The following is a 26,249-nucleotide window of genomic DNA, read 5'->3' as shown; positions in this document are numbered from 1 at the left end:
TGTTCAAGATTCCGCCTCGGCGCGCCCGTCGTCACCGAAGAGCAGCTCGGAGGCCCGGTCGGCGAGCGCGTGGAACTCCGGCGTACGCATCATGTCGGGCGTACGCGGCCGGGGAAGGTCGACCTCGATGATCTCCTTGATCCGGCCCGGTCGCGGCGACATCACCGCGACCCGGTCGGAGAGGAAGATCGCCTCGTTCACACCGTGGGTGACCAGCAGCGTGGTCGCCGGCTTCTCGGTCCAGATCCGCAGCAGCTCCAGGTTGAGGTTCTGCCGGGTCATGTCGTCCAACGCGCCGAACGGCTCGTCGAGCAGGAGCACCGACGGCTTCAGCGCGAGTGCGCGGGCGATCGAGACCCGCTGCCGCATCCCGCCGGAGAGCTGCGCGGGGCGGGCCTTCTCGAAGCCCTCCAGCCCCACGAGCTTGATCAGCTCGTGGATGTAGGACATGTCGGGACGCCGCCCGGCGACCTCGAAGACGAGCTTGATGTTCCCGACCACCGAGCGCCACGGCAGCAGCGCGTGGTCCTGGAACGCGATCCCCAGCTCGGAGTCACGCCGCAGCTCGGCGGGTGCCTTGCCGTCGACGTACGCCTCTCCGCTCGTCGGCGTCTCCAGGCCCGCGAGGATCCGCAGGATCGTCGACTTGCCGCAGCCGGAGGGCCCCAGCAGGGCCAGGAACGAGCCCTGGTCGGTGTGGAGCTCGGTGTCCTTGAGCGCGGTGACGGCCTTCGACCCGGAGCCGAAGACCTTGCTGATTCCGGAGATGTGGATGCCGGTGCCGCCACCGGTCTCCGCAGCGGGAGCACCGGCATCCATGAGCTTGTTCTCGGCCATGACTACTTCTGGTAGTCCTTGAGCTCGGGGTTCTCCTCGTAGATCTCGTCGATGATCGAGGTGTCGAACAGGTCCTCGACCGAGACCTCCCAGCCGGCGGCGGCGAGCGAGTCGACGGTCTGCTGCTGGAGCTCCTCGGAGATGGTGAAGAGGCCGTTCTTCTCGGTCTCCGGCGTGGAGATGAGCTTCTGCGACTCCTCGAGACCACGCTTGGTCTTGACCGGGTCGAGCTCACCGAAGCTGGCCTCGAGACCGTCGGAGTCGCTGGCCGCCTGGTTGTAGTGGGTGGTGACGACCTTGACCACCTCGTCGGTGGGGTTCTTGAAGGTCTCGGACCAGCCCTTGATCTCGGCGGTCAGCAGCGCCTTGAGAAGGTCGCGGTTCTCGGCGAGGTACTGGTCCGTGACGGTGTAGGTCTCGGCGACGTACGGCACGCCGTTCTCGGCGTAGGGCAGGTTGGTGATCTCGTGGCCGGCCATCTCGACGGTGATGGCCTCGTTGGTCAGGTAGGCCATGAAGCCGTCGACCTGGCCCTTCATCAGCGGCGTCGGGTCGAACTCGACGGGGACGACGGTGATGTCGTCCTTCTTCTCCTCCAGGCCGTTGGCCGCGAGGATCGCCTTGAAGACGTTGACGTTGGAGTCCTGGACGCCGATCTTCTTGCCCTTGAGGTCGGCCGGCGTCGCGATGTTGCCGCCGTCCTTGAGGGAGAGGATGGTGAACGGGTTCTTCTGGAAGGTGGCGCCGATGATCTTCAGCGGCGCCTCCTGCTCGGCGATCGCGGAGCCGACCGAGGCCGCGTCGTTGATGGCGACCTGGACCTTGCCGGAGAGCAGCTTGGCCACGCCGGTGTCGGGGCCGGAGATGCCGTTGACCGCGTCGAAGCCGGCTTCCTCGTAGTAGCCCTTGTCCTCGGCGTAGAACTCGCCGGCGAACTCCTCGTTCTTGATCCAGGAGTACTGCATCGAGATGGTGCCGAAGCCCTCCTCGCTGCTGCCTTCTTCGGAGTCGGAGCCGCAAGCGGCCAGGGTGGTGGCGGCGACCAGGGTCAGCAGGGCCGCGGCGGCCCGGCGTTGAACTGACTTACGTCGCGAGGTCCGAGAGGCGGGGGTAGACATCGAAACGAGTTCCCTTCGAGGAGTGTCACGCATAGGTTTCGGGGACCGTAGCGAGCGGAGGTTTCAGGGGCTGGCACTGGCGTTTCGGCGTTGTAACGACCCTTTCAAGACGAACCTCGAACAGGGCGTACGGTCCCGAGACGCGGCGTCCGCTGGACAACAATGCCGTGGTTGTTGTCTAGTTACCCAACGCGCGTAGGCCGCGTCGCATGTGCCGTCTGCCACACCGGATTCGCCGTTATCGGTTCGTGATCAGCCCGAGACCTTTCGGTGACCAAACCGTCAGGTCGTACGCCGCAGCAGCGGCGGGTGCAGGTGCTCGGCGGAGCCCCGGCGGAAGAGCTGAGCCGGCCGGCCACCGTCCCGGGTCGTCGTGGTGCCCGTGGGCTCGAGGAAGGCCTCGGTCTTGGTGACCTTGCGATGGAAGTTGCGGGGGTCGAGGCGCTCGCCCCAGACGATCTCGTAGACCCGGCGCAGCTCGGCGACGGTGAACTCCTCGGCACAGAACGCCGCACCCAGCGGTGAGTACTCCAGCTTGGAGCGAGCGCGCTCGACGCCGTCACGCAGGATCGCGGCGTGGTCGAAGGCGAGGCCGCCGCCGGACAGGAGTGAGTCGACCGGCCACCACTGCGCGTCCGCCGCATCCGAACCCGCCGCGGGCACCGGCAGGTCGGGCGCCAGCGCGAGATAGGCGACGGTCACGACCCGCGTCCGCGGGTCCCGCCCCGGAGAGCCGTACGTCGCCAGCTGCTCGACATGCACGCTGCCCGGTCGCATACCGGTCTCCTCCGCGAGCTCGCGCGCCGCCGCCTCCTCGAGGCCCTCGTCGTCGAGGACGAACCCGCCCGGAAGCGCCCAGGCGCCGACGAACGGCTCGATGCCACGGCGTACGACCAGGGCGCAGAGCGCGTCGTCACGAACGGTGAGTACGACGAGATCGACGCTGACCGCGAACTTGGGGCACTCCACGTGGCAGACCCTAGATGATCGAGCGATGCACCCGGGCGTGCCAGGCGCCGAGGACGGTGGCGAGCCCGATCAGGATGCCGGCGAGCAGCAGACCGCCGCCGGTGTGCCACAGCAGCATCCCGGCGCCGGCGGAGGCACCGAGCAGGATCAGCAGGATGGTGATCACGCGCCGCGCGGTGCCGCCGCCACGGAATGACGCCTTGCCGGATCCGATCGGCGAGTCGGCCGCGAGACCCGTGATCGTGCTGGTGACGACGACGGTCGTCACGTCCTTGACCGCGATGTGGCGAGCGGCGGCCGCCTGGGTCCCCATGGCGGCCGCGGCGAGAGTGGTGGTCGTGATCATCACAGCGCTCGACGGCTCGTCACCGGTCACGAAGAGGAGCCCGGCCAGCGCCAGCATCACCACTGCGACCAGCGAGAACAGCATGGTCGTACGCGCGCTCCAGGCCTGCTTGTCGGCCTTCAGAACTCGCCCGCCGAGCGCGGCGCCGGCCATGAACCCGACCAGCGCCAGTGCCGGCCCGAGGACCGGCAGGCCGGTGTCACCGACCAGCGCCATCCCGAGGATGACCACGTTGCCGGTCATGTTGCCGGTGAACACCTTGTCCAGACCGAGGTAGCCGACGGCGTCGTTGATGCCCGTGGTGAAGGTGAGCACGAGCATCAGCCACAGGTGCATACGGTCGGCGGGGACGGTCTTCAGCAGCGAGTTCACCCGCGCATTGTGCCGGACCCTCGATCAGCCCTCGGCGATCGCTCCCGCGGCCGCGGCGAGATCGGCCACCCCGGCGGCGAGCTCGTCCGGCCGATCGGTGGCCAGGTCCAGGTGGAAGCCGAACAGCGACGAGTCGACGAGCGTGACGATCCGGCCCGCACGCTCGGGCGGCGCGCCACAGGCGGTGAGATAGTCGCGCAGCGCGGCGTACCACAGCTCGTTCGTCTCCCGGACGACCGAGCGATAGGGCTCCATCCCGATCAGCCCGGTCGCGGCCGCCTGCAGGTAGATCTGCAGGCAGCCGTGCAGCGGCTCGGTGCGGTAGGCCCGCCACAGGGTCTCCACCCCGGAACGTACGTCATCGGCCGGCTCCAGCGCCGCGACCGCTGCGACGGAGAGCTCGTTGGTGCGCGCCACCACCGCGGCGACGAGCTCGTCGCGACCGCCGAAGTGGTAGATCAGCATCCGGTCGCTGGTGCCGATCGCCGCCGCCAGCGGACGCAGGGTCAGCCCGATCAGCCCGTGCTCGAGCACGTGGTCGACCACCTGCCCGAGGAGCTCCTCCTTGCGGTCCATGAAAAGCATTATGCCGAACATGTAGCGACTGCTACATTTGGCGGGATGTAGCAGTCGCTACATGCGCCTCAGGAGGACCCGAAGATGTACGCCGCCATACTGCTCGTCGCCGCGATCGCGATCGAGGTCGTCAGCACCGCGCTGCTTCCCCGCACCGAGGGCTTCCGCAACCTCGGCTGGTCGGTCGCCGTCCTGGCCGGCTACGGCGCCTCGATCTGGCTGCTCTCGGTGGTCGTGGAGCGGATGCCGGTCTCGGTGGCGTACGCCATCTGGTCGGGCCTCGGCACCGCACTGGTCGCAGGCATCGGCGTGATGTTCCTCGGTGAGCACCTCACCGCCGCCAAGGCCGGATTCCTGGCGATGATCGTCGTCGGCGTGGTCGGGCTGAACCTCTCCGGCGCCCACTGAGCCCGACGGGGTCAGATCGCCGCGGCCGCGGCCCTGCCCGCCGTACGTCCCGAGAACAGGCAGCCGCCGAGGAACGTGCCCTCGAGCGCGTTGTAGCCCATCATCCCGCCGCCGCCGAAGCCGGCTACCTCGCCGGCCGCGTAGAGCCCGGGCAGCGGGGTGCCGGCAGCGGTCAGGCAGCGGCCGGACAGGTCCGTCTCGAGCCCGCCGAGGGTCTTGCGGGAGAGGATGTGCAGCTTGACCGCGATCAGCGGCCCGGCCTCGGGGTCGAGGATCCGGTGGGGCTTGGCGGTGCGCTGCAGCTTGTCGCCGCGGTAGTGGCGGGCGGCGTACAGCGCGGTGACCTGGGCGTCCTTGGTGAAGTTGTTGGCGATCTCGCGGTCGCGGGCCTCGATGATCCGGCGCAGCTCGGTCTCGTTGATCTGCGGGCCGGTCGGGTCCTTCTCGGCGAGGCCGTTCATACCGTGGACCAGGGCGGTGAGGTTCTCGGCGACCACGAAGTCCTCGCCGTGCTCCATGAACTTCTTCACCGGGCCGGGACCCTTGCGCGCCCGCTCGGCGAGCAGCTTGAGGTCCTTGCCGGTCAGGTCGGGGTTCTGCTCCGAGCCGGAGAGCGCGAACTCCTTCTTGATGATCTTCTCGGTCAGCACGAACCAGGAGTAGTCGTAGCCGGTCTGACGCAGGTGCTTGAGCGTGCCGAGGGTGTCGAAGCCGGGGAAGAACGGCGCCGGAAGTCGCTTGCCGGTCGCGTCCAGCCACAGCGAGGAGGGGCCGGGCAGGATCCGGATGCCGTGGTTGGCCCAGATCGAGTCCCAGTTGCGGATGCCCTCGACGTAGTGCCACATCCGGTCGTCGTTGATGATCTTGGCGCCGGTCGCTCCGGTGATGGCGAGCATCCGGCCGTCCACGTGCGCCGGGACGCCGGAGACCATCGACTTCGGCGGAGTGCCGAGGCGGGCGGGCCAGTGCTTGCGGACGAGGTCGTGGTCACCGCCGATGCCGCCGGAGGTGACGATCACGGCCTGGCCGCTGAGCTCGAAGTCCTCGACCTCCGTGCGAGAGGAGGCGTGCCCACGCTCGATGTCGCTGGGCTCGAGCACCTTGCCGCGTACGCCGACGACGGCACCGTCCTCGACCACGAGATGGTCCACGCGGTGCCTGAAGGCGAAGGTGATCCGTCCGGTGTCGGCGTGGGCGCGCACCCGCCGCTCGAACGGCTCGACCACGCCAGGCCCGGTCCCCCAGGTGATGTGGAAGCGTGGCACCGAGTTGCCATGGCCGTCGGCGCGGCCGTCGCCACGCTCGGCCCAGCCGACGACCGGGAAGATCCGGTGGCCCATCTGGCGCAGCCAGGACCGCTTCTCACCCGCCGCGAAGTCGAGGTAAGCCTCGGCCCAGCGTCGCGGCCACAGGTCCTCGTCACGGTCGAACTGGGCCGATCCCATCCAGTCCTGGAGCGCCAGCTCGGGTGAGTCCTTGATCCCCATCCGGCGCTGCTCGGGGCTGTCGACGAGGAAGAGCCCGCCGAGGCTCCAGAAGGCCTGACCGCCCAGCGACTGCTCCGGCTCCTGGTCGACCAGGAGAACGCTCTTTCCCGCGTCCGCGACCTCGGCCGCTGCTGCCAGGCCGGCAAGGCCGGCTCCTACCACGATCACGTCGGCGTGCTTCGTCATGTCGGCAGATCCTGCCACCATATCTACCCGCGAGTACATGGAACCTGTCGCCCGACCGTTCCGTCAGGTGGACAGTTGTCGGACTCGCGCCCCGAAGCGACCGCCGATCGGTGTCCGAGCGGATAGATTTTTTGATCGTGATCGACCCCAAGGTGACCGCCAAGAGGCAGCAGAAGTGGGTCCAACGCGGCATCGACCGCACCGAGACCTGGCTGGGCCGTAGTGGCAGCAGACTCGGTCCACTGATCCCGCACATCGCCACCGCCGGAGTGCTCACCGGGGACGAGGACCACGGCTGGATCCCTCAGGGCTTGGCGTACTCCCCCGAGGCCGAGCTGCTCCTGCAGGGCTACCACGGCGACAAGCTCGGCTCCGCGCTCGCTCTGGTCGACAAGCCGTCGGGAGAGCTCATCAACGCCGTCTACCTGGGCGGGCCGAAGGGCAGCGTCAGTGGCCCGGTCAACGCCGGCGGCGTGGCGGTCATCGGCGACGAGGTCTTCGTCTGCCGCGAGGGCAACCCGCCCCGCCTCTACCGCTACTCACTGACCCAGATCGTCCACGCCGAACCGCTCTCGACCGTCTCGACCGTCTCCCCGCTGGTCGCGCTCGCCGCCGGCTCCTACCTCGCCGCCGCGAAGGACCTGCTCTACGTCGGGTCGCACGCGAACAACCGCCTCTACAAGTACATCCGCAAGGACGACACCTGGCAGATCAAGACCCCGATCGGCGTACGCACCCCCGTCGGCACCCAGGGCGTCGTGGTCCGGGAGGAGGAGTACGTCTTCAGCGTCAACCGCGGCCCCGCCCGGCGCAGCCAGCTGGTCGTGCAGGACCGGGTCACGATCCGGCCCCGTGCCGTGCAGTGGCTCCCCAACCTGGCCGAGGGCATCGCCGAGGTCGGCGACGAGTTCTTCGTGACCTACCAGTCGGGCGCCAGGCCCTACTCCCGCGGCTCCTCCCGAGGCCAGACCTGGCCCTCGGCCCACATGACCCGCACTCCCCTGGCCAAGCTCGGCCTGGAGCCGCGGAAGTCGGCCGACTCCCTCTGATCTCTCGTGATCAGGCCGGCCAGTCGGTGATATCGGCGTACTCCTCGCCGTGCCGCTTCAGCCACCCCGCGACGTACGGGCAATGCGGGATGATCCGCTTCCCCTTCGCCTTCACATCGGCCAGCGCGAACGCCACCAGCTTCGAGGCGAGCCCCTGCCCGTTGTAGGCCTCCTTGACCTCGGTGTGCAGGAAGTCCACATGCTCGTCGTCGGGCAGCCGGTATGCCGCCAGCCCCGCCACGGTCTCCCCGTCACGGATCTCGTAGCGATGCCTGGCCGGGTTGTCTACGTACTCGATCTCGCTCACACCCCCCATTCTCACCCACCCGCCCATGACGTACGCAGGGGCTCACTGTCGCTCGCGTGCTGTGTCTTCGCGGGGCTGTTGCCGCCGACCCGTTACGGGTGGGTGTTCTCGGCCTTCACAAGACGCACGGGTAAGCGGTCGCACCAGAACAGCCCGGTCAGATACGCCGGGTGAATCGGATCCGCCCGCTTGAGAGGCGCTCATAGCCGTAGTTGGGGTCATGGATCCGTCGATGATCACTCGAACACAGCAAGACCATGTTCGCCAGGTCGGTTCGGCCGCCTTCGGACCAGGGTTTGAGGTGATGGGCCTCGGTCCAGGCTGCCGGGGCGTCGCAGTCTTCGGCTTGGCAGCACTTGTCGCGTAGCCGGAGCGCCTTGTAATGGGTCGGATACGCCAACCGGGCGGTTCGGCCGAGGTCGAGGATCTCGGAGTCGGTGCCCAGCACGACGGGGACGAGGTCGGCGTTGCAGGCCATCCGGCGGGCCTCGGCGGCGGTGATCTTCTCGCCGTCGAACCCCAGGGCCGCGGTGCCGAGGTCCTTGCGGAGGTCTTTCACGCTCATCGTGATGAACACCGTGGTGCCGTGGCCACCGTGGCGGGGCAGTTGGTCGACGTCGTAGGTCTCGACCACCCGGGCAAACGCCTGGCCCAGCAGCCGGTCATAGGGGGCTTTGCGGCCACGGTTCTCGGCCGAGAGCTTCCGGGGCTGGGCCAGCGAGTCCAGCAGGGTCCGGAGCCGCATCCCGACCGCGCGGGAAACGCGGGCGTGGATGTCGATGGTGCCGTCGCCGTTGTCGCGGGAGGAGTAGAAGGTGCGCCGCTGGGCGTGCTCCTCCTCCCGCTGCAGGGCTTTGGCTTCGGCGGCTTCGAACCGTTCGGGGTCGATCTCGGCCAGGATCCGGCGCCCGACGATCTTCAACTCGTTCGCCGTCAACTGGCTGGCGTAGTCGACCAGGAGCTTCTCAGCGAGGATCAGGTCCTCGCCGCTGGCAACGGGGTCGTTCTCGATGGTGTCGAGGGCCTGGGTGATCACCCGTGCCTTGTCCTGGGACACGACACCATCGGCCAGGCCAGCGGCCACGAGGTCGTACTTGCTCACCGCCGCCGCGAGTTTCACCTGCGAGCGCCCGACTGCCTTGTCCACGAGAAGCTCGGTCCGCATCCACCCGGAGACGTCCTTGGCGCCGGTCTCTTCGGCGATATCGCCGGCAGACGCGAGCACCCGCAGCTTCAAGGCGGCCTGCTGAGCCTGGAGCTTCTCCAGCCGCTCCAGCAGGTCCTTCTTCTGCCCGGTGCGCCAGTAGGCGGGATCGGTGGCGAGAAGGTCGTGGAGGGCGGTCTCGATGGCGGTGAGGGCAGCGTCGATCAGGTCGCCGGGGTTGGTGCCCCAGGGGTTGATCTCGCGGCCGAGACTCATCGCCATCCCTCCCTTCAAAGAGGTGTTGTGATGGGTCTGATTCTACTCCTCGAACGCCTCAAGGACGAGCCATTTATGCAGGTCAGGCGCAGTTTCGCGGTGAGCGAACGACCTCAAACCTGTGGATGGTAAGTGGCCCGAAGGGCCACCCTTCCGCCCCATCAACCTCACCCTTCCCAGGCAAGAATCCGCTGCGCCACACCCGGGCCGCCGCCCCGATAGCCAGCCAAATCTTTTCTCGACGGGCGCCGGTGTCAAGGATCGCCGCAGGCGACCGGCGAAGCCGGCGGCCGAAGGCCGTCCTTGACTCCGGAGTCCGTCGAGAAGACCCTCAAGAAAGGGTCGGCGGCCCACGTCAGCCCGAAACAACATTCCGCGACAGGGACTCAGCCAACAAAGATGCAGAAAATATGCCCGTCAGGATCCGCATAAGCCCGCAGAGGCTCATCAGGATCGTCAGACCGATCAAGACGGAGCGAAGCCCCCAACCCGAGCGCACGAACGTGCTCAGCATCGAGCTCAGCAACAGAACGTACGACGGTATCGAGATGCATGTGCTTGACCGCCCCAGGAGCAGGCCAGCCTGACGGTGCCATCTCGGACTCGTCGACCCGGTTGAACGCAAGAGCACGACGCCCGTCGGGCCAGGTGAGAACGAGCCAGTCGTCGTCATCCCCAGGCTCCTCGTCCCCCGGCCGGTAGACGAGGCCGAGGAGCTGGCGGTAGAACTCGGCGAGCCGGCGTACGTCGGTGGTGTCGAGGACGGTGTGGAGGAGCTCAGCCACGCGCGGAACACCAGCCGAGCCAGCGGGGCGTGGCGCTCCGGTAGGAGTCGTACGCCTCACCGAAGCTCCATGACAGGGCGCGCTCCTCCGCGGGAATCTGGGTGCGGTCGATGACGGCGACGAAGGCCGCGACGGGGACGAGCGGAAGCCAGCCACCGCGCAGGACGGCGTGGGCGGTGAGGAGACCGGCCATGCCGACGTACATCGGGTTGCGGGTGTAGCGGAACGGTCCGTCGGTGACGACCGCGGTCGCACCCTCGGGCTCGAGCGGGTTGAACGTGGTGTCCTTGTGCTTGAACGCCCGGGCGGCTGCGCCCGCGACATAGACCGAGCCGGCCGCGAGGAGACCAGCCGCGACGGACCGCACGACGGTCGGTCGACGGCCCCGAGCGAGGAGATGCTGGGCGGCCAGGCCCACGACGACGTAGACGGGCGGCGGCACCTTCGGCATGCCTTCCACCGTAGCCGGGCCCCGACGGTCCGAACCCCTCTTTCTTGGGTAAAGAGAAGTTCAGTGCAAGAGCGCGCGGACCAGGCGCTCGGCGACGTCCGGAGCGGGCTCGGTGCGCTCGAGGGAGTGGAGCACGAAACCACCGACCAGGGCGCGTACGAACTCCTTGACGGGCAGGTCGGCGGGCAGCTGGCCGGCCTCGACGGCTGCCTCGATACGAGTGGAGACGGTGGCGGTGATGCCGAGCGCGTCGTTGAGGCGGGTGCCGATGTCGGGGTTCTCGCAGGCGGCCGCGACGAGCGAGCGGACGAGTCCGTCGTTGCCGGGCTGGGCGACGAGGTCGATGAGACTCTGCATCCAGGCGATCAGGTCGCCGCGGATGTCCCCGGTGTCCGGTACGACCGGGTGGTCCGGCAGCAGCAGGTCCTCGATCAGGGCGTCGGCGACGACCGCGCTCTTCGAGGACCACCAGCGGTAGATCGTCTGCTTGGAGACACCAGCCTCGGCCGCGATGCCCTCGATGGTGAGGTGGTCATAGCCCTGGGTGGCGAAGAGCCGGCCGGTCGCGTCGAGGACCGCCATGCGAGCCTCCTCGCTGCGTACGGCACCCCTTCGGCGCACTCCTGCTGACGCTGGCATGAACGGCATCCTAAGAGCCCGTGGCATCTCCTGGCCACGGCACAGGTGTGACACATCACTCGCTCAGCGGCCCTTGTCCATCGGCGTACAAGTGATTAACTGGACGCACCGTTGCGTATTACCGGAGGGATGCCGTCATGGCGGAGCTGTTGTACCGATTGGGCAAGTCGGCCGCGCGCCGCGCCTGGCTTGTGATCCTTGCCTGGGTGCTGGCGCTGTCCGGCGCCGCCGGGGCGTACGTCGCCTGGTCCGGCGAGCTCACCACCAGCTTCGACATCCCGGGGTTGCCCTCGTCCGAGGTGGTCGACGAGCTCCAGGAGGGGCTGCCCGACCTGGCCGGCGGCTCCGGCACGATCGCGTTCCAGACCGAGGACGGCACCCCGCTCAGCGCGACCCAGAAGCAGGAGATCCGGGCGCTGATCACCAGCGCCGAGGACCTCCCCGACGTCGCCGCGGTCACCGACCCGTTCCAGACCGAGGCCCAGCGCAAGGCGCAGGCCGAGAAGGTCACCGAGGGCCAGGCCAGGCTCGAGGCCGGCCGGACCCAGCTCGACAGCGCCCAGGCCAAGCTCGACAAAGCGCAGGCCGACATCGACAAGGCCCGCGCGCAGCTGCAGGCCGCCGGGATGCCGACCACCCAGATCGATGCCCAGCAGGCCGCCCTCGACAAGCAGCAGTCCAAGCTCGACGACAGCGCCGCCGACCTCGAGGCCAACACCGCCAAGGCGGAGAACGGCGCCGAGCTGCTCGAGCTCTCCGAGGAGATCCGGATGGTCTCCGCGGACGGTTCGGCCGCCCTGGTCAACGTCGCCTACTCCGTCGGCCGTCTGGAGATGTCCGAGGAGACCAAGAAGGCCACGGTCGAGCACTTCACCGACAACCCGATCGACGGCGTCGAGATCGGCGTCTCCTCCGACATCTCCCAGGAGGCGCCCAACCCGATGGGTCCCGGCGAGATCGTCGGCGTCGGCGTCGCCGCGATCGTCCTCCTGGTCATGCTCGGCACGATCATCGGCGCCGGCGTCCCGCTGGTCACCGCGCTGACCGGAGTCGGCATCGGCGCGCTCGGCGCGCTCTCCCTCTCCGGCGTCGTGCAGATGGCCTCGATGACCCCGATCCTGGGCCTGATGCTCGGCCTGGCGGTCGGCATCGACTACTCGCTCTTCATCCTCAACCGCCACCGCAAGCAGCTGCTCCACGGCTCCGATGTGAAGGAGTCGATCGCGCTCGCCAACGGCACCGCCGGCACGGCGGTCGTCTTCGCCGGCTCCACCGTGATCGTCGCGCTGGTCGCCCTCAACATGACCGGGATCCCGTTCCTCGGCCTGATGGGCTCGGTCGGCGCGGCCTGCGTCGCGATCGCCGTCCTGGTCGCGATCACCCTGACCCCGGCCATCCTCGGCCTCGTCGGTGGCCGCATCGTCTCCAAGCGTGCCCGGAAGAAGGTCGCCGAGCAGGACGCCGCCGAGGCCCACGCCAAGCCGATGCCCACCTGGCGTGCGCTGGTCACGGTCGTCGCCTCCGTCGTCGCCCTGCTCGCCCTCGCGGTCCCCGCCCTCGACATGCGCCTCGGCCTGCCCGACGGTGGCTCCGAGCCCGAGGGCTCGCTGGCCAAGACCGCCTACACGATCACCGAGGACAGCTTCGGCGCCGGCGCCAACGGCCCGCTGCTGGTCGCTGCCGAGCTGCCCGACGGCCTCAACGAGGCCGGCATCCAGCGGGCCCAGCTGACGGTCGCCAAGGCGCTGGCGGACCTCGATGACGTACGCGCCGTGGCTCCGGTCGCGGTCTCCGAGGACGGTCGCACTGCGGCCTTCCAGGTCGTCCCCGAGCACGGCCCCAACAGCGTCTCGACCAACGAGCTGGTCAACGCGATCCGGGACATGCCGGCGGTCAACGGCGACATCACGCTCGGCGTCGCCGGTGCCACCGCGGTCGCGATCGACGTGTCGCAGGGCCTCAACGACGTACTCCTCCCCTACCTCGCCGTCGTCGTCGGCCTCTCGCTGCTGATCCTGATCCTGGTCTTCCGCTCGATCCTGGTCCCGCTCATCGCGACCGGTGGCTTCGTGCTCTCCCTGCTGGCGACGTACGGCGTCGTGGTCGCGGTCTTCCAGAAGGGCATCGGCGCGGAGTGGATCGGCCTCGACAGCACCGGCCCCATCCTGAGCTTCCTGCCGATCCTGCTGGTCGGGATCCTCTTCGGCCTGGCGATGGACTACCAGCTGTTCCTGGCCTCCGGCATGCGGGAGGCGTACGTCCACGGTGCCCCGGCCCGCGTCGCCGTCGCCCAGGGCTTCCGGGCCGGGCGTTCGGTCGTGATCGCGGCCGGCCTGATCATGGTCTCCGTCTTCGGCGGGTTCATCTTCGCCGAGTCGGTGATGATCCGCTCGATGGGCTTCGGGCTCGCGCTCGGGGTGCTGCTGGACGCGTTCATCGTCCGGATGCTGCTGATGCCGGCGCTGATGCACCTGCTCGGCCGCTCCGCGTGGTGGCTGCCGAAGTGGCTCGACCGCATCCTGCCGAACGTGGACGTCGAGGGCGCCGGGCTCGAGCGCGCCCACGGCCCCAGCGCCGTCGACGAGGCCACGGTCAAGCGGGACAAGGTCTCGGTCTGAGGAGGTCGTGACCGTCGGTGGCGGCCGATAGGGTCACACCCGTGAGTGACGTGACCCCGGAGCTGGATGTACTGCGCCGCGTCTTCGGCTACGACGAGTTCCGCGGCGAGCAGGCGGAGATCATCGCGCACGTCGCCGGCGGCGGCGATGCGCTCGTCCTGATGCCGACCGGTGGCGGGAAGTCGCTGTGCTACCAGATCCCGTCCCTGGTGAGGGCCGGGACCGGGGTGGTCATCTCGCCGCTGATCGCGCTGATGCAGGACCAGGTCGACGCGCTCTCCGCGCTCGGCGTGCGCGCCGGCTTCCTCAACTCCACCCAGATGCCCCACGAGCGGCAGCAGGTGGAGAAGGCGCTCCTCGCCGGTGAGCTCGACATGCTCTATCTGGCCCCTGAGCGGCTGCGAGTGCCCGAGACCGGCCGACTGCTCGACCAGGCCAAGATCTCGCTCTTCGCGATCGACGAGGCCCACTGTGTCTCCCAGTGGGGTCACGACTTCCGCCCCGACTACCTGCAGCTCTCCCACCTGCACGAGCGCTGGCCGGAGGTGCCGCGGATCGCGCTGACCGCGACCGCCACCGCCGAGACCCGCCGCGAGATCGCCTCCCGACTCAACCTCGAGGACGCCCGCCACTTCGTGGCCTCCTTCGACCGGCCCAACATCCAGTACCGGATCGCCCCCAAGGACAAGCCGGCCAAGCAGCTCCTCGACCTGATCCGCACCGAGCATCCCGGCGAGGCCGGCATCGTCTACTGCCTCTCGCGCAACTCGGTCGAGCGCACCGCCGCGACCCTGGTGGGCGCCGGGATCCCCGCGCTCCCCTACCACGCGGGTCTCGACGCCAGGACCCGCGCGCAGAACCAGTCCCGTTTCCTGCGCGAGGACGGCATCGTCATGGTCGCCACGATCGCCTTCGGGATGGGGATCGACAAGCCGGACGTACGCTTCGTGGCCCATCTCGACCTGCCCAAGTCGGTCGAGGGCTACTACCAGGAGACCGGCCGGGCCGGGCGTGACGGGCAGCCGTCGACCGCGTGGCTGGCCTACGGGCTGGCCGATGTCGTCCAGCAGCGGCAGATGATCGAGACCTCCGAGGGCGACCGCGCCCACAAGCACCGGCTCGGCCAGCACCTCAACGCGATGCTGGCGCTGTGCGAGACCGTCGACTGCCGGCGGGTGCAGCTGCTGCGCTACTTCGGCCAGGCCGCCGAGCCGTGCGGCAACTGCGACACCTGCCTGGCCACACCGGAGTCCTGGGACGGCACCGTGCCGGCCCAGAAGGTGCTCTCCACCGTCATCCGGCTCGACCGCGAGCGCAACGGACAGCGCTTCGGGGCCGGGCAGATCGTCGACATCCTGCGGGGCAAGGAGACCGAGAAGGTCCGCCAGTTCCGCCACCACGAGCTCTCGGTCTTCGGGATCGGCACCGACATCGCCGAGAGCGACTGGCACTCCGTGATCCGGCAGCTGCTTGCTCGCGAGATGCTCGCCGTCGACACCCGCTACGGCGTCTTCTCGGTGGCCGAGGCCGCCGGGCCGGTGCTGCGCTCGGAGCAGCAGCTGATGCTCCGCAAGGAGCCACCGCGGCAGGCTCGTCGCAGCGGCTCCGGGGAGCGGAAGCCGAAGGTGGCCGCCGCCGACCTCTCGCCCGAGGCCGCCGAGGTCTTCGAGCGGCTGCGGGCCTGGCGCGGCGAGGTCGCCAAGGAGCAGGGCGTGCCCGCCTATGTCGTCTTCCACGACGCCACGCTCCGCGAGATCGCCACCCGCCTGCCGGCCAGCCGCGACGAGCTCGGGACGATCAGCGGGATCGGCGAGGCGAAGCTGGAGAAGTACGCCGACGGCGTGCTCGCCGTCCTCTAGGTCGCGAGCTTCTCGGTCCCGCTCCCTCGGTATGCTGCGCCGCGATGAGTTCTGAGGTCTGGTACGTCAGCTACGGATCCAACATGTGCCGCGACCGTCTCGGCGCCTATCTCCTCGGTGGCCAACCGGCGGGTGCGCGGCGGTCGTACGTCGGGGCCCGCACGCCGGTCATGCCCGCCGACGACGTCGCCGTCGACCTCCCCGGGCGGCTCTACTTTGCAGGTGAGTCGACGACCTGGACCGGTGGGGTGGCGTTCTACGACCACGACGCGGCCGGGTCGTGGACTGCTGCCCGCGCCTTCCGGATGACCGCCGAGCAGTTCGCCGACATCGCCGCCCAGGAGATGGACCGGCTGCCCTCCCCCGGCGACCCGATCGAGAAGGTCGTCATCGACGGGCTCGAGAAGGGCCGCCACGAGGCGGGCCCCGGACACTACGAGACCCTGATCGAGGTCGGTCGCCGCGACAGCCTCCCGATGCTCACCTTCACCGCCCCGCACGGCTTCGACGCCGTCCCGCACACCCAGCCGTCGGCTGCGTACGTCTCGATGCTCGTTCGTGGGCTCGACGAGTCACGCGGCTGGGATCGCCGGCAGGCCGAGGCATACGTCACGGAGCGCTGCTGAGCAAGCAGCGGCCCAGGCGCCGTGCACCGGCGGACGCCCGGCTAGCCTGCCCGCATGAAGATCGGACAGGCGGACGAGCGCGAGCTTCTCGAAGGAATGGTCGACACCCAGCGGGACGAGATCAATGCCATCCTCGAGGATCTCGACGACGAGGAGGCGCGGCGGAGACTGGTGCCGTCGCTGACCACCCCGTTGGCGCTGGTCAAGCATGCGACCTTCGTGGAGAAGGTCTGGTTCCACGCCCGGGTCGCGGGTGTGTCGCGCAAACAGATCGGGCTGCCCGACACCGTCGACGAGAGCTTCATGCTGGATCCCGAGGACACGGTCGAAACCGTCCGGGCGGCCCACCGCGCGGCCTGCGAGCGTTCCCGCGAGGTGGCCGCCGGACATGACCTGGACGAGCAGTTCGACTGGCACGGCAACTCGGTGTCGCTGCGGTTCGTCTACGCGCACATGATCCAGGAGCTCGCTCGCCACGCCGGGCACGGTGACATCCTCGTCGAGCAGATCCGGGCAGGGCGCTGACTCCTCAGATGTCGACGACGAGGTCGCCGAGCGGTTTCGAACAGCAGGGCAGGAACTTCCCGGCCGCCACCTCGCGCGGCCGGATCCCACCGGCATGGTTCATGTCGACCTCGCCGGAGACGAGGGTCGACTTGCACGTGCCACACATGCCCTGCACACACGATGACGGCAGACGTACGCCGGCGGCCTTCACTGCGTCCAGGACGGTCTGGTCCGGGGCGCACTCGAGGTCGCGGCCGCTGCGCTGCAGCCTGATCCGGTACGCAGCCCCGGCCGCAGCGGCCGGCGCACAGGCGTCAGGCGCTTCGGCGTCAGGAGCGTCAGTGAGGACGAAGCTCTCCTCGTGCCAGCGCGCGGACTCGCCACCCAGCGCCTCGGCGGCGGTCCGCGCCGCACCCATGTAGCCGGACGGACCACAGCAGAAGACCTCGCGTCCGCCCAGGTCAGGGACCAGTTCGGCGAGCTGTTCGGCGCTCATCAGCCCGGTCGGCCCGGACCAGGAGGCATCGGGCTGGTCGACGACCCACACGATGCGTATCCCGTCATGAGCGGCCGCCAGCGCCTCGAGCTCAGGCCGCTCGATGAGGTCGGCCGGCGTACGCGCGTGGTGGACGACCACGACGTCGGTGGTCTCGGCGAGGTCGGCGAGCGTGCGCAGCGTCGCGAGGGTCGGGGTGATCCCGCTGCCGCCGGAGAGGAGCAGGTAGGACGAGGAGGGGTGCTCCCGCACCGAGAACCCGCCCATCGGCCCGCTCGCCCACAGCCGGTCGCCGACGGCCAGCCGATCGTGGAGCCAGCCGGACATCGGCCCGTCGGGCACCCGCTTGACGGTGATGGTGAGCAGGTGCGGCCGGGTCGGCGGCGAAGAGATCGTGTAGCACCGCTCGACGGGCTCGCCGTCGATCGACGCCCGAAGGGTCAGGTACTGCCCGGGCGCGAAGGCGAAGCTCTCCCCTCCGGTCGGCTCGAGGGTCACCTCGACCACGTCGTGGGTCACCCGGCGCACCCGGCGGCACCGCAGCTCACCCTCGAACGGTCTCTCCTCGGGCAGGATCCCCGCTCCCAGCGGCGACGGGACCGCGAAGAGCTGCGCCGGCGCCGGCAGCGGCGCCACCTCCACGGGCCATGGCTCAGTCATCAGCTCCACCTCTCTGCGCTTCCGATCGGATCTGCGCGTCGTACCAGCGCACGAAGTCGTCGACCTGCCGCTCCGCCTCGTTGTAGGGGCCGGGGACGTAGGCCGGGTCGGAGACCCCGAGCTGGGTGTTGCGTACGAACTCGGCGTCCTGCTCGTTGGTGGCCCGCCACACCGCGGTCAGGGCAGCGACGTCGTAGTCGACCCCCTCCACCGCGTCCTCGTGGACGAGCCAGGTGGAGCGGACCAGGGTGCGGTCGGGCGAGAGCGGTGTGACCGAGAAGGTCACCACGTGGTCGGCGAGCAGGTGGATCCAGGCATTGGGCTGGGTGTGGAGGGTGCAGCGGCCGAGCTGCGGATCGTCGAGGTCGCCCAGCAGCCGGCCCACGAGCCGGGACCCGTCGATGCTGAAGGACTCCCCCGCCCCGTCGAGCGGCTCGCGCTGGATCCGGAAGCCGAACGGACGATCGGCGAGCTCCTCGATCAGCGCGTACGGCATTCCGAGCGCGTCGCAGCGCCGCGCCAGATCGGCCTCGGCGAACAGATAGCGGTCATGGTCCGCTCGGAGCCGGTCGGGGATCTGGTCCTCGCGCAGCCCCCAGGTCGGGAAGAAGGTGCAGATCAGCTCGGGGTGGCCGCCCTCGCAGTGGTAGCACTCCCGGTTGTTCTCCATGACCAGCTTCCAGTTGCCCTCCTCGACCAGGTCGACCTGTGCGGCGACCTTGGCCCGGTCGAGACGGTGCGGAGTGATGTAGTCACGGACCTGCTCGGCGACCACGTCCAGGTCACCGTCGGGCTCGGCGGCGAGCGAGCAGTAGAGCAGCCCGCCGACCTCGCGCAGCGCGACCGGGCGCAGGCCGAGGCAGGCGGTGTCGATGGCCTCCGAGAGCTGGGGCGCGTAGCGGAGCGAGCCGTCGGTGGCGTACGTCCAGCTGTGGTAGCCGCACACGAGGTTGCCGACGCTGCCGTGCCCGGGCGCGACCAGCCGGGAGCCGCGGTGGCGGCAGACGTTGTGGAAGGCGCGCACCTGCTCGTCGTCGTCACGGATCACCAGGACCGAGGAGCCGGCGACATCGAACGAGAAGTAGTCACCGGGCTCGGGCACCTCGGCGACGGTGCCGACGAAGAGCCAGCGGCGACGCCACAGCAGGTCGACCTCGCTCGCGAAGACGTCGGGGTCGGTGTAGAGAGCACCCGGCAGCGAGTGGCCGGGGCTCCTGCGGTCGAGGTGGTCGAGGATTCTGGTACGTCGGCCGGCGAACGGTTCGCCGACGAGTTGGTCTGTCATCCATCGCTCCCAGGCAGATTCAGAAAGGTTCAGTGGGGGGTCAGATCGTCAGGCACAGCCGCAGCGCGTCGTAGACCGCGGCATGGACGTTCCGGCTGGCGACCGCGTCGCCGATCCGGAACAGCTGGTAGCTGCCCGCCGCATCGCGGGACACCGTCTGCGGCGCGCCGGTCAGCAGCGCCGCCTGGTCGACCTCACCGAGGTTGATCGAGCCGGGGACGAGGTCGTGGTAGAGCTCGTCGTTGGGAGTGGTCCCGTGCTCGACCACGACATGGTCGACGTGTCTCTCGACCTCGGCACCTGCTGTGTATTCGCTGGTCAGCGTGGCGATCAGCCGGTGCTCGGAGCCCGCCGGGGCCCGGCGCACCGCGACCAGCTTCCGGGCCACGGTCAGGGTCACGTCGTGCGCGGCGAAGACCCCGAGATAGGCCGGGCTGTTCATCGAGCCGACCGAGATGCCGACCGTACGCTCCGGGGTGACCAGCTCGACCTGAGCACCCAGCGTCGCCAGGTGCTCGGCGGCGTCGAGCGCGGGCTCGGCGCCGTTGTCGTCGTAGACGAGGACGGTGCCGTTGCCGGGGGTCAGGGTCCCGTCGAGCACGTCCCAGGTGTCGTTGACCAGCTCCGCGCCCACCGGGAGGCAGGAGCGGTCGGGAACCCCGCCGGTGGCGACGACCACGACATCCGGGTCGAGGCTCCGGACGAGATCAGCGTCGGCGTAGGTGCCGAGCCGGAAGTCGACGCCGCTGTGCTTCGCCTCGGTGACGCGCCAGTCGACGATGCCGATCAGGTCGCGGCGGTGACTGGTCGAGGAGGCCAGCAGGAGCTGACCACCGGGCCGGTCGGCCGCCTCCAGGACGGTCACGGCGTGGCCGCGCTCGCCCAGGACGCGAGCGGCCTCGAGACCGGCGGGGCCGGCGCCGACGACCACGGCCCGGCGGGTTCGAGGGGCCGGCGGCGTGAGGTGGGGCAGCGACTGCTCACGCCCGGTCGCCGGGTTGTGGATGCACTTGGCGTCCCCGGACTCGTAGATCGCGTCCAGGCAGTAGCTCGCGCCTACGCACGGCCGGATCCGGTCCTCCTCGCCACGGGCGACCTTGGCGACCAGGTGCGGGTCGGCAAGCTGGGGGCGGGTCATCCCGACGAGGTCGAGCAGCCCTTCGCGGAGCGCATGGCGCGCGGTGGCGACATCGCTGATCCGAGCGGCGTGCATGACCGGGACATCCACCCGGCGGCGTACCTCTCCGACGAAGTCGAGGAACGGGGCCGAGGGCGTGCCCATCGACGGGATCACCGCGGCGAGGCGGGCGTCGGTGTCGAGACCTCCCTTGATGACGGAGAGGAAGTCGACACCGGCGCCGACGTAGCGGCGCATCACCTGCTCGGTGTCGTCCAGGCCCAGTCCGGAAGGCAGGTCCTCGTCCATCGCCATCCTGACCCCGACGATGAAGTCGGGTCCGACGGCGGCCCGGATCGCGCCGAGCACCCGCAGCGGAAAGGCGAGCCGGGCCTCCGGGTCGCCCCCGAACCCGTCGTCGCGGTGGTTGGTGGCGGGCGAGACCCAGGCGTCGAAGAGATGGCCGTAGGACTCGATCTCGATCCCGTCGAGCCCGGCTGCCTGGCACCGCTGGGCCGCCTCGGCGTAGTGCCGCACGATCCGGTCCACGTCCCACGTCTCGGCGACCTTCGGGAACGACCGGTGCTGCGGCTCGCGCAGCCGCGAAGGGTAGACGAGCGGCAGCCAGTCGCCGGTGAAGTTGCTGGTGCGGCGGCCGAGGTGGGTGATCTGGCACATCACCGCGGCGCCCTCTTCGTGGACGTCATCGGCGAGCCGGCGCAGCCAGGGGACGACCTCGTCGCGGTAGAGCAGCATGTTGCCGAAGGCCGGTGGGCTGTCGGGCGAGACCACCGCAGAGCCGCCGATCATGGTGAGCCCGACCCCGCCGCGCGCCTTCTCCAGGTGGTAGAGGCGGTAGCGGTCCTTCGGCATCCCGTCCTCGGTGTAGGCGGGCTCGTGGGAGGTGCTCACCACGCGGTTGCGCAGGGTGAGGCTCCGGAGCTGGAAGCTCGCCAGGAGGGGATCGGTGCTGGGGGACACAGGACCAGCGTGGCGCCTCGGCACTGTTCAAGAAAAGCGCATGTTTCCGCTATTTACCGTGCGATTCCATTGCACAATCGAAGAATGATCGACCAGCGGCTCCATGTGCTGCGGGTGCTCGCCGAGCGCGGCACCGTCTCGGCCGCCGCAGCCGATCTCGGCTATACCCCCTCGGCCATCTCCCACCAGCTGCGCACGCTGGCCCGCGACGTGGGCGCTGAGCTGCTGGTGCCGGAGGGCCGCGGCGTACGCCTCACCGGGGCCGCACTCACCCTGCTCGAGCGCAGCCACAACCTGTTCACGCAGTGGGAGGAGATCCGCGCCGACGTACAGCAGGCCTCGGGCACCTCCCGTGGCTACCTGCGGATGGCCGGCTTCTCCACCGCCGCCTCGGCGCTCCTGCCACCGGCCGCAGTGGCGGTCGCCCGGGAGTTCCCGCAGTCCACGATCAAGATCATCGAGGCCGATCCCGAGGTCTGCTTCGACATGCTGCTGGCCGACCAGGTCGACGTCGCCGTGGTGGTCAACATGTCGGAGCTGCCGCCGACCGCCGACCCGCGGTTCGAGCAGGAGCGGCTGATGGAGGACGCGCTCGACCTGCTGGTCAACGCCGACAGCCCGCTCGCCTCCCGGTCCCGGGTCAGGCTCGCCGACGCCGCCGAGGAGCACTGGATCATGGAGCATCCCGGCCGCCCGTACCACCAGCTGGTGACCGCCGCCTGCGCCGCGGCCGGGTTCACCCCCGAGCAGGCCCACGAGGTCGTCGAGTGGGACACCGGCGCCGCGCTGGTCAGTGCAGGCTTCGGCGTCGCCCTGGTCCCTCGTCTCGCCCGGATCCCGAACGCCGCCGGTCTGGTCCGGATCCCGCTGCGTGGTGAGGCGAGCCCCGTGCGGCACGTCCGGACCAGCGTACGCAGCGGCACCTCGCGCCAGCCCGAGATCGCCTGTGCCCTCGCCGAGCTCAGAAAGGTCGCCACCTCGCTGGCCGAGATGGATGCCGGTTAGGGCAGATCCCCGCCGCGTCTCGCCCAGCAGAAATCATTCGTACGCCACCACGACCCTGCCGCAGAATGATTGACGTGCCCACCCTGAGCCAGTTCGCCGCCTTCGCGCTCGCGTCCGTCATCTTCATCCTGATCCCCGGCCCGAGCGTGCTCTTCGCCCTCGGCCGGGCTCTGACCGCGGGCCGCCGCGAGGCGGTGTTCGCCGTCGGCGGCAACGCTCTCGGTCAGTTCGGTCAGGTCCTGGCGGTCGCCATCGGGCTCGGCGCACTGGTGGCGGCCTCCGCGACGGCCTTCACCGTGGTGAAGCTGGTCGGTGCTGCGTACGTCATCTATCTCGGCATCCAGGCGATCCGCCACCGTGCCGACGCCCGGGCCGCCCTCCACGGTGAGGACGTCGCCCGGACGACCGCGTGGGGCGCGATCCGCACCGGGATGATCGTCGGGGCGACCAACCCGAAGACGATCGTCTTCCACCTGGCCTTCCTGCCCCAGTTCATCAACACCTCCGCCCCGGCGGTGCCCCAGATCCTCCTGCTCGGCGCGATCTTCTCGGCGATGGCGTTCACCTGCGACTCCGGATGGGTCCTCGCGGCCAGCCGGGCCAAGGCCTGGTTCGCCCGCAAGCCCAAGCGTCTCGACAGCCTCGGCGCCGGTGGCGGTGTCCTCATGATCGGCCTCGGCGCCACCATGGCGACCGCCTCCCACGGCGCCTGACCGGCCCGACGCGAACGCCGGCAACCGGCCGCCAGCCGCCGAATTCCGAAGACAGGAGCGCCGCTGTCACCGAGACTGGGACGCATGCGGACTCCACTCTCGGGCCTCATCGCGGCCGCGCTCGCCTCACTCGCCATCACCTCGGGGGCCTTGGCGACTCCCGCCCACGCCACGGAGGCTGCCCACGCCGAGGAGGGGCGTCCCGACCCGCTCCTGGCCTTCAACCACGCCTGGGCGATGGTCGACCGGGAGACGGCCGACGCGATCGAGCACTCCGACTACCTGGGCGAGTTCGCCGACCGCCGGATCAACACCGGCAACGACGGGACCTCGACCTGGACCGGTCGCTATCTGCTCGGCAAGGAGACCTACCTGGAGTTCTTCGGTCCGGGCGACGCTCCCGACGCGGTCGCCGGTGACACCGGGCTCGCCGTCTCGGCGGACAACGACGGCGACCTGGCCATCGCGGCCGCAAACCTGCGCGACCTCGGCGCCGACCCGGTCGAGTTCACCCAGGTGACCGACCTCGGCGACGGCAACCTGATCCCGTGGTTCGACGCCGCCTACACGACCTCGACCTACGACACCTTCTTCTCCTGGGCGATGGAGTATCGCGACGAGTTCCTCGACGACCCCCGGCTCTCCTTCCCGCCCGCCGCCTACGAGGGCGACGTCAGCCGCGACCGCTACAACCGTGACCGCTATCTCGACCACCAGATGCGCGACGTCATCGGCATCCAGATCGCCACGACCGCCGCCGACATCGAGAAGATGGTGCCGCTGTGGCGCGCCGCCGGGATCACCATCCGCGTCCTCAAGGACGGCGGCGTGCTCGCCTTCGACGGCATGACCACCATCCGCCTGCTCCCGGTCCCGGCCGAGGAGGCAGGCGTACGCCACATCATCCTCGCCCTCAACGAGGCGGCCGAGGAGCCGCACACCGAGACGATCGGCAACTCGACGCTGCACGTCGGCCCGGGGGCGTACGCGCTGTGGACCTTCGACCCGATCGAGGCCTCCGCGTCCACCCGGTCCAAGGGGTCCGGCAAGCCGCTCCACCCCGCGTTCGGCGGCTGAGGAGTAATCTCCGCAGCAATGGCAGGGAACACCCGACAGACTGGCACGAGCGTGACCAGCCGGGCACTTGCGATCCTGAGCGCTTTCGACGAGCAGCACCGGTCGATGTCGCTCAGCGACATCGCTGCCCGCGCGGACCTTCCGCTCGCCACGACCCATCGGCTCCTGGGCGAGCTCTTCCGCTGGGGTGCGCTGGAACGGCTGCCCTCCGGCGACTACGTCATCGGCCGGAAGATCTGGGACATCGGCCACCTGGCACCTGCCGAGACCGGGTTGCGCCAGGTCGCCGAACCGTTCCTCCACGACCTCTACGGCGCCACCCTGGCCACCGTCCATCTCGCCGTACGCGAAGAGTTCGAGGTCGTCTACCTCGACCGGCTGCGCGGCAACCAGTCCGTCCCGGTGGTGAGCAAGGTCGGCGGACGCCTGCCGCTGCACACCACCGGGGTCGGCAAGGTCCTCCTCGCCCACGCTCCGGACGAGGTCCAGGACACGGTGCTGGGCGCTCTCACCCGGGTCACCCCCTACACGATCACCCAGCCGGGCGTCCTCCGTAGACAGCTGCGGCAGGTGCTCGACAAGGGCTACGCCACCACCCGCGAGGAGATGAGCCTCGGCGCCTGCTCGATCGCCGTCCCGATCCGTCAAGGCGGCAAGGTCGTCGCTTCCCTCGGGCTGGTGGTCCCCTCGCTCAAGGGCAGCGAACAGCGGCTGTACGGCGCTCTCCATGTGGCAGCACAGTCGATCGGGCGCCGTCTCTGACGGACTTCGTCGAGCTTTCCACTGGATGGAAGCCGTGTCGATGGTCACAGACGATCGGCACCTAGAGTTCGTCCTCATCACCCGTCCACTTCGGCCAGCCGCAACAGAACAAGGAGCTCATCACCATGTCCCTTCTCGACTCCGTCGACTGGTCCGGAAACATCCTCAAGGCCGGCACGTGGCAGCCCGGGCAAGGCGGCGACTACGCGGTCGTCGAACCCGCCACCGGCGCCGAGCTGGGCAGGATGGGCCTGGCCACCGCAGCCGACGTGGCGGATGCCGCCGCCGCTGCCGCGGAGGCCCAGCTCGAGTGGGCCGCGCTTCCTCACCCGGCACGCGCCGCCGTCCTGCGCCGCGCCGGCGACCTCTGGCAGCAGCATGCCGACGAGATCACCGGTTGGAACGTACGCGAGGTGGGCGCCGTCCCGGGCATGGCCGGCTTCTCCCTCCACGTGGCGGCAGAGGAGTGCTATGAGGCAGCCGGCCTTCCGAGCCGGCCCATCGGCGAGGTCATCCCATCAGAGCAGCCACGTCTGTCGATGGCACGCCGCTCCCCTGCCGGCGTGGTCACCGTCATCGCACCCTTCAACGTGCCGATCATCCTCGGCATCCGCTCGGTCGCTCCCGCCCTCGCCCTCGGCAACGCCGTCATCCTCAAGCCTGATCCGCGTACCGCCGTCACCGGCGGCACGCTGATGGCCCGCATATTCGAGGAGGCAGGCCTACCTCGTGGCGTGCTCCAGATGCTGCCCGGCGGCGCCGAGGTGGGAGAGGCGCTGATCACCGACCCGCACATCCGGGTCATCTCGTTCACCGGCTCCACCGGTGTCGGGCGCCGCATCGGCGAACTCGCCGGAAGGCACCTCAAGCGTGCCCACCTCGAGCTCGGCGGCAACTCCGCAATGCTGGTCCTCGACGACGCCGATGTCGAGGACGCCGTCAACCTGGCCGCGTGGGGCTCGTTCTTCCATCAGGGCCAGATCTGCATGACGACCGGTCGGCACCTGGTCGCCGCCAGCGTCTACGACGACTTCGTCGAGGCCCTCGCCGAGAAGGCCAGCCGGCTGCCAGTCGGCAACCCGGCCACCGACGAGGTCGCTCTCGGCCCGGTCATCGACGCCGGTCAACGCGACAAGATCCACGGCCTGGTCACGGCGTCTGCGGATGCCGGTGCCACCATCGCAGCCGGCGGGACCTACGAGGACCTCTTCTACCGGCCGACCGTCCTGGCCGATGTTCCGCTCAACGCGCCGGCGTATGTGGACGAGGTCTTCGGTCCCGTCGCGCCGGTCACCAAGGTCAGCTCCGTCGAGGACGCCATCAGGCTCGCGGGCGACAGCGAGTACGGCCTGTCCCTGGGCATCGTCACCAAGGACGTCATGCGTGGCCTCGCCGTCGCAGAGCAGATCCCGACCGGCATCGTCCACATCAACGACCAGACGGTCAATGACGAGGCCAACGCACCGTTCGGTGGCGTCCGCGCCTCCGGCACGGGCTCACGCTTCGGCGGCGCCGAGGCCAACATCGAGGCATTCACCGAGACCCGGTGGATCACGATGCGCGGCGAGCCTGCCCGCTACCCGTTCTGAGCGG

General features: G+C 69.6%; 25 protein-coding genes. 11 read left to right on the top strand and 14 right to left on the bottom strand.

Going from position 1 to position 26,249, the window contains the following annotated elements:
- Positions 1 to 3 precede the first annotated feature (3 nt).
- From ACFX43_RS22965 to ACFX43_RS22945, 5 genes are all read right to left on the bottom strand, one after another.
- Complete coding sequence (locus tag ACFX43_RS22965) at positions 4 to 837, bottom strand: ABC transporter ATP-binding protein (RefSeq protein WP_350720500.1); 834 nt, start codon at positions 835 to 837, stop codon at positions 4 to 6.
- Positions 838 to 839: 2 nt separating this feature from the next.
- Positions 840 to 1,955 (bottom strand): ABC transporter substrate-binding protein, encoded by a 1,116-nt coding sequence (locus ACFX43_RS22960; RefSeq protein ID WP_378835509.1) that lies wholly within the window; start codon positions 1,953 to 1,955, stop codon positions 840 to 842.
- Positions 1,956 to 2,237: 282 nt separating this feature from the next.
- Positions 2,238 to 2,924, bottom strand: a complete 687-nt coding sequence (locus ACFX43_RS22955) for an NUDIX domain-containing protein (RefSeq protein ID WP_378835502.1) — start codon at positions 2,922 to 2,924, stop codon at positions 2,238 to 2,240.
- 10 nt (positions 2,925 to 2,934) lie between these two features.
- Complete coding sequence (locus ACFX43_RS22950; RefSeq protein ID WP_378835497.1) at positions 2,935 to 3,642, bottom strand: DUF1275 family protein; 708 nt, start codon at positions 3,640 to 3,642, stop codon at positions 2,935 to 2,937.
- A gap of 24 nt (positions 3,643 to 3,666) precedes the next feature.
- A complete protein-coding gene (locus ACFX43_RS22945; RefSeq protein WP_378835493.1) occupies positions 3,667 to 4,218 on the bottom strand; it encodes a TetR/AcrR family transcriptional regulator in 552 nt (183 codons plus the stop codon).
- A gap of 84 nt (positions 4,219 to 4,302) precedes the next feature.
- Here ACFX43_RS22945 and ACFX43_RS22940 point away from each other — a divergent pair, with 84 nt between their 5' ends.
- Entirely contained in the window at positions 4,303 to 4,626 is a 324-nt protein-coding gene (locus ACFX43_RS22940) for a multidrug efflux SMR transporter (protein ID WP_160024812.1), read from the top strand.
- 11 nt (positions 4,627 to 4,637) lie between these two features.
- Here the strand turns inward: ACFX43_RS22940 and ACFX43_RS22935 are convergent, their stop codons facing one another.
- Entirely contained in the window at positions 4,638 to 6,299 is a 1,662-nt protein-coding gene (locus tag ACFX43_RS22935) for an FAD-binding dehydrogenase (protein ID WP_378835488.1), read from the bottom strand.
- A gap of 137 nt (positions 6,300 to 6,436) precedes the next feature.
- Between ACFX43_RS22935 and ACFX43_RS22930 the strand changes: the two genes are divergently transcribed.
- Entirely contained in the window at positions 6,437 to 7,348 is a 912-nt protein-coding gene (locus tag ACFX43_RS22930; protein ID WP_378835483.1) for a hypothetical protein, read from the top strand.
- A gap of 10 nt (positions 7,349 to 7,358) precedes the next feature.
- On the opposite strand, the gene ACFX43_RS22925 is transcribed toward ACFX43_RS22930, so the two are convergent.
- From ACFX43_RS22925 to ACFX43_RS22905, 5 genes are all read right to left on the bottom strand, one after another.
- Complete coding sequence (locus ACFX43_RS22925; RefSeq protein WP_378835479.1) at positions 7,359 to 7,664, bottom strand: GNAT family N-acetyltransferase; 306 nt, start codon at positions 7,662 to 7,664, stop codon at positions 7,359 to 7,361.
- 148 nt (positions 7,665 to 7,812) lie between these two features.
- Positions 7,813 to 9,075 carry a DUF222 domain-containing protein gene (locus tag ACFX43_RS22920; protein WP_378835474.1) on the bottom strand — a complete coding sequence of 421 codons (1,263 nt, stop codon included), beginning with the start codon at positions 9,073 to 9,075 and terminating at the stop codon, positions 7,813 to 7,815.
- A 386-nt stretch (positions 9,076 to 9,461) separates the two neighbouring features.
- Positions 9,462 to 9,860 carry a VOC family protein gene (locus ACFX43_RS22915; RefSeq protein ID WP_378835471.1) on the bottom strand — a complete coding sequence of 133 codons (399 nt, stop codon included), beginning with the start codon at positions 9,858 to 9,860 and terminating at the stop codon, positions 9,462 to 9,464.
- Complete coding sequence (locus ACFX43_RS22910) at positions 9,853 to 10,311, bottom strand: methyltransferase family protein (protein ID WP_378835466.1); 459 nt, start codon at positions 10,309 to 10,311, stop codon at positions 9,853 to 9,855. The genes ACFX43_RS22915 and ACFX43_RS22910 overlap by 8 nt, the downstream gene beginning before the upstream one ends.
- Positions 10,312 to 10,371: 60 nt before the next feature.
- Positions 10,372 to 10,950, bottom strand: coding sequence for a TetR/AcrR family transcriptional regulator (locus ACFX43_RS22905; protein WP_378835461.1), 579 nt, complete (start codon positions 10,948 to 10,950; stop codon positions 10,372 to 10,374).
- 137 nt (positions 10,951 to 11,087) lie between these two features.
- On the opposite strand from ACFX43_RS22905, the gene ACFX43_RS22900 reads away from it, so the two are divergent.
- The 4 genes from ACFX43_RS22900 to ACFX43_RS22885 are packed head-to-tail and all read left to right on the top strand — an operon-like array spanning position 11,088 to position 16,578.
- Positions 11,088 to 13,568, top strand: a complete 2,481-nt coding sequence (locus tag ACFX43_RS22900) for an MMPL family transporter (RefSeq protein WP_378835454.1) — start codon at positions 11,088 to 11,090, stop codon at positions 13,566 to 13,568.
- 41 nt (positions 13,569 to 13,609) lie between these two features.
- Complete coding sequence (gene recQ, locus ACFX43_RS22895) at positions 13,610 to 15,427, top strand: DNA helicase RecQ (protein ID WP_378835443.1); 1,818 nt, start codon at positions 13,610 to 13,612, stop codon at positions 15,425 to 15,427.
- Positions 15,428 to 15,471: 44 nt separating this feature from the next.
- On the top strand, positions 15,472 to 16,053 hold the full coding sequence (locus ACFX43_RS22890; RefSeq protein WP_378835438.1) for a histone deacetylase: 582 nt from the start codon (positions 15,472 to 15,474) through the stop codon (positions 16,051 to 16,053).
- A gap of 54 nt (positions 16,054 to 16,107) precedes the next feature.
- A complete protein-coding gene (locus ACFX43_RS22885) occupies positions 16,108 to 16,578 on the top strand; it encodes a DinB family protein (RefSeq protein ID WP_378835433.1) in 471 nt (156 codons plus the stop codon).
- 4 nt (positions 16,579 to 16,582) lie between these two features.
- Here the strand turns inward: ACFX43_RS22885 and ACFX43_RS22880 are convergent, their stop codons facing one another.
- The 3 genes from ACFX43_RS22880 to ACFX43_RS22870 are packed head-to-tail and all read right to left on the bottom strand — an operon-like array spanning position 16,583 to position 21,099.
- Entirely contained in the window at positions 16,583 to 17,716 is a 1,134-nt protein-coding gene (locus ACFX43_RS22880) for a 2Fe-2S iron-sulfur cluster-binding protein (protein WP_378835430.1), read from the bottom strand.
- Positions 17,709 to 19,001, bottom strand: coding sequence for an aromatic ring-hydroxylating dioxygenase subunit alpha (locus tag ACFX43_RS22875; RefSeq protein WP_378835425.1), 1,293 nt, complete (start codon positions 18,999 to 19,001; stop codon positions 17,709 to 17,711). Before ACFX43_RS22875 ends, ACFX43_RS22880 begins: the two co-directional genes overlap by 8 nt.
- 40 nt (positions 19,002 to 19,041) lie before the next feature.
- Positions 19,042 to 21,099 (bottom strand): FAD-dependent oxidoreductase, encoded by a 2,058-nt coding sequence (locus ACFX43_RS22870; protein WP_378835419.1) that lies wholly within the window; start codon positions 21,097 to 21,099, stop codon positions 19,042 to 19,044.
- Positions 21,100 to 21,183: 84 nt separating this feature from the next.
- On the opposite strand from ACFX43_RS22870, the gene ACFX43_RS22865 reads away from it, so the two are divergent.
- From ACFX43_RS22865 to ACFX43_RS22845, 5 genes are all read left to right on the top strand, one after another.
- On the top strand, positions 21,184 to 22,104 hold the full coding sequence (locus ACFX43_RS22865) for a LysR family transcriptional regulator (RefSeq protein ID WP_378835415.1): 921 nt from the start codon (positions 21,184 to 21,186) through the stop codon (positions 22,102 to 22,104).
- Positions 22,105 to 22,178: 74 nt separating this feature from the next.
- Entirely contained in the window at positions 22,179 to 22,817 is a 639-nt protein-coding gene (locus ACFX43_RS22860; RefSeq protein WP_378835407.1) for a LysE family translocator, read from the top strand.
- Between the two features lie 84 nt (positions 22,818 to 22,901).
- Complete coding sequence (locus ACFX43_RS22855) at positions 22,902 to 23,894, top strand: DUF5829 family protein (RefSeq protein WP_378835401.1); 993 nt, start codon at positions 22,902 to 22,904, stop codon at positions 23,892 to 23,894.
- Between the two features lie 51 nt (positions 23,895 to 23,945).
- Positions 23,946 to 24,656 carry an IclR family transcriptional regulator gene (locus ACFX43_RS22850; protein WP_378835396.1) on the top strand — a complete coding sequence of 237 codons (711 nt, stop codon included), beginning with the start codon at positions 23,946 to 23,948 and terminating at the stop codon, positions 24,654 to 24,656.
- 125 nt (positions 24,657 to 24,781) lie between these two features.
- Complete coding sequence (locus ACFX43_RS22845) at positions 24,782 to 26,245, top strand: benzaldehyde dehydrogenase (RefSeq protein ID WP_378835390.1); 1,464 nt, start codon at positions 24,782 to 24,784, stop codon at positions 26,243 to 26,245.
- The last annotated feature ends 4 nt before the right edge of the window (positions 26,246 to 26,249 follow it).

Origin of the sequence: Nocardioides sp. YIM B13467 (assembly GCF_042788075.1) — a bacterium.
Lineage (GTDB): Bacteria > Actinomycetota > Actinomycetes > Propionibacteriales > Nocardioidaceae > Nocardioides.
This window is presented reverse-complemented; position numbering and strand designations above follow the sequence as displayed.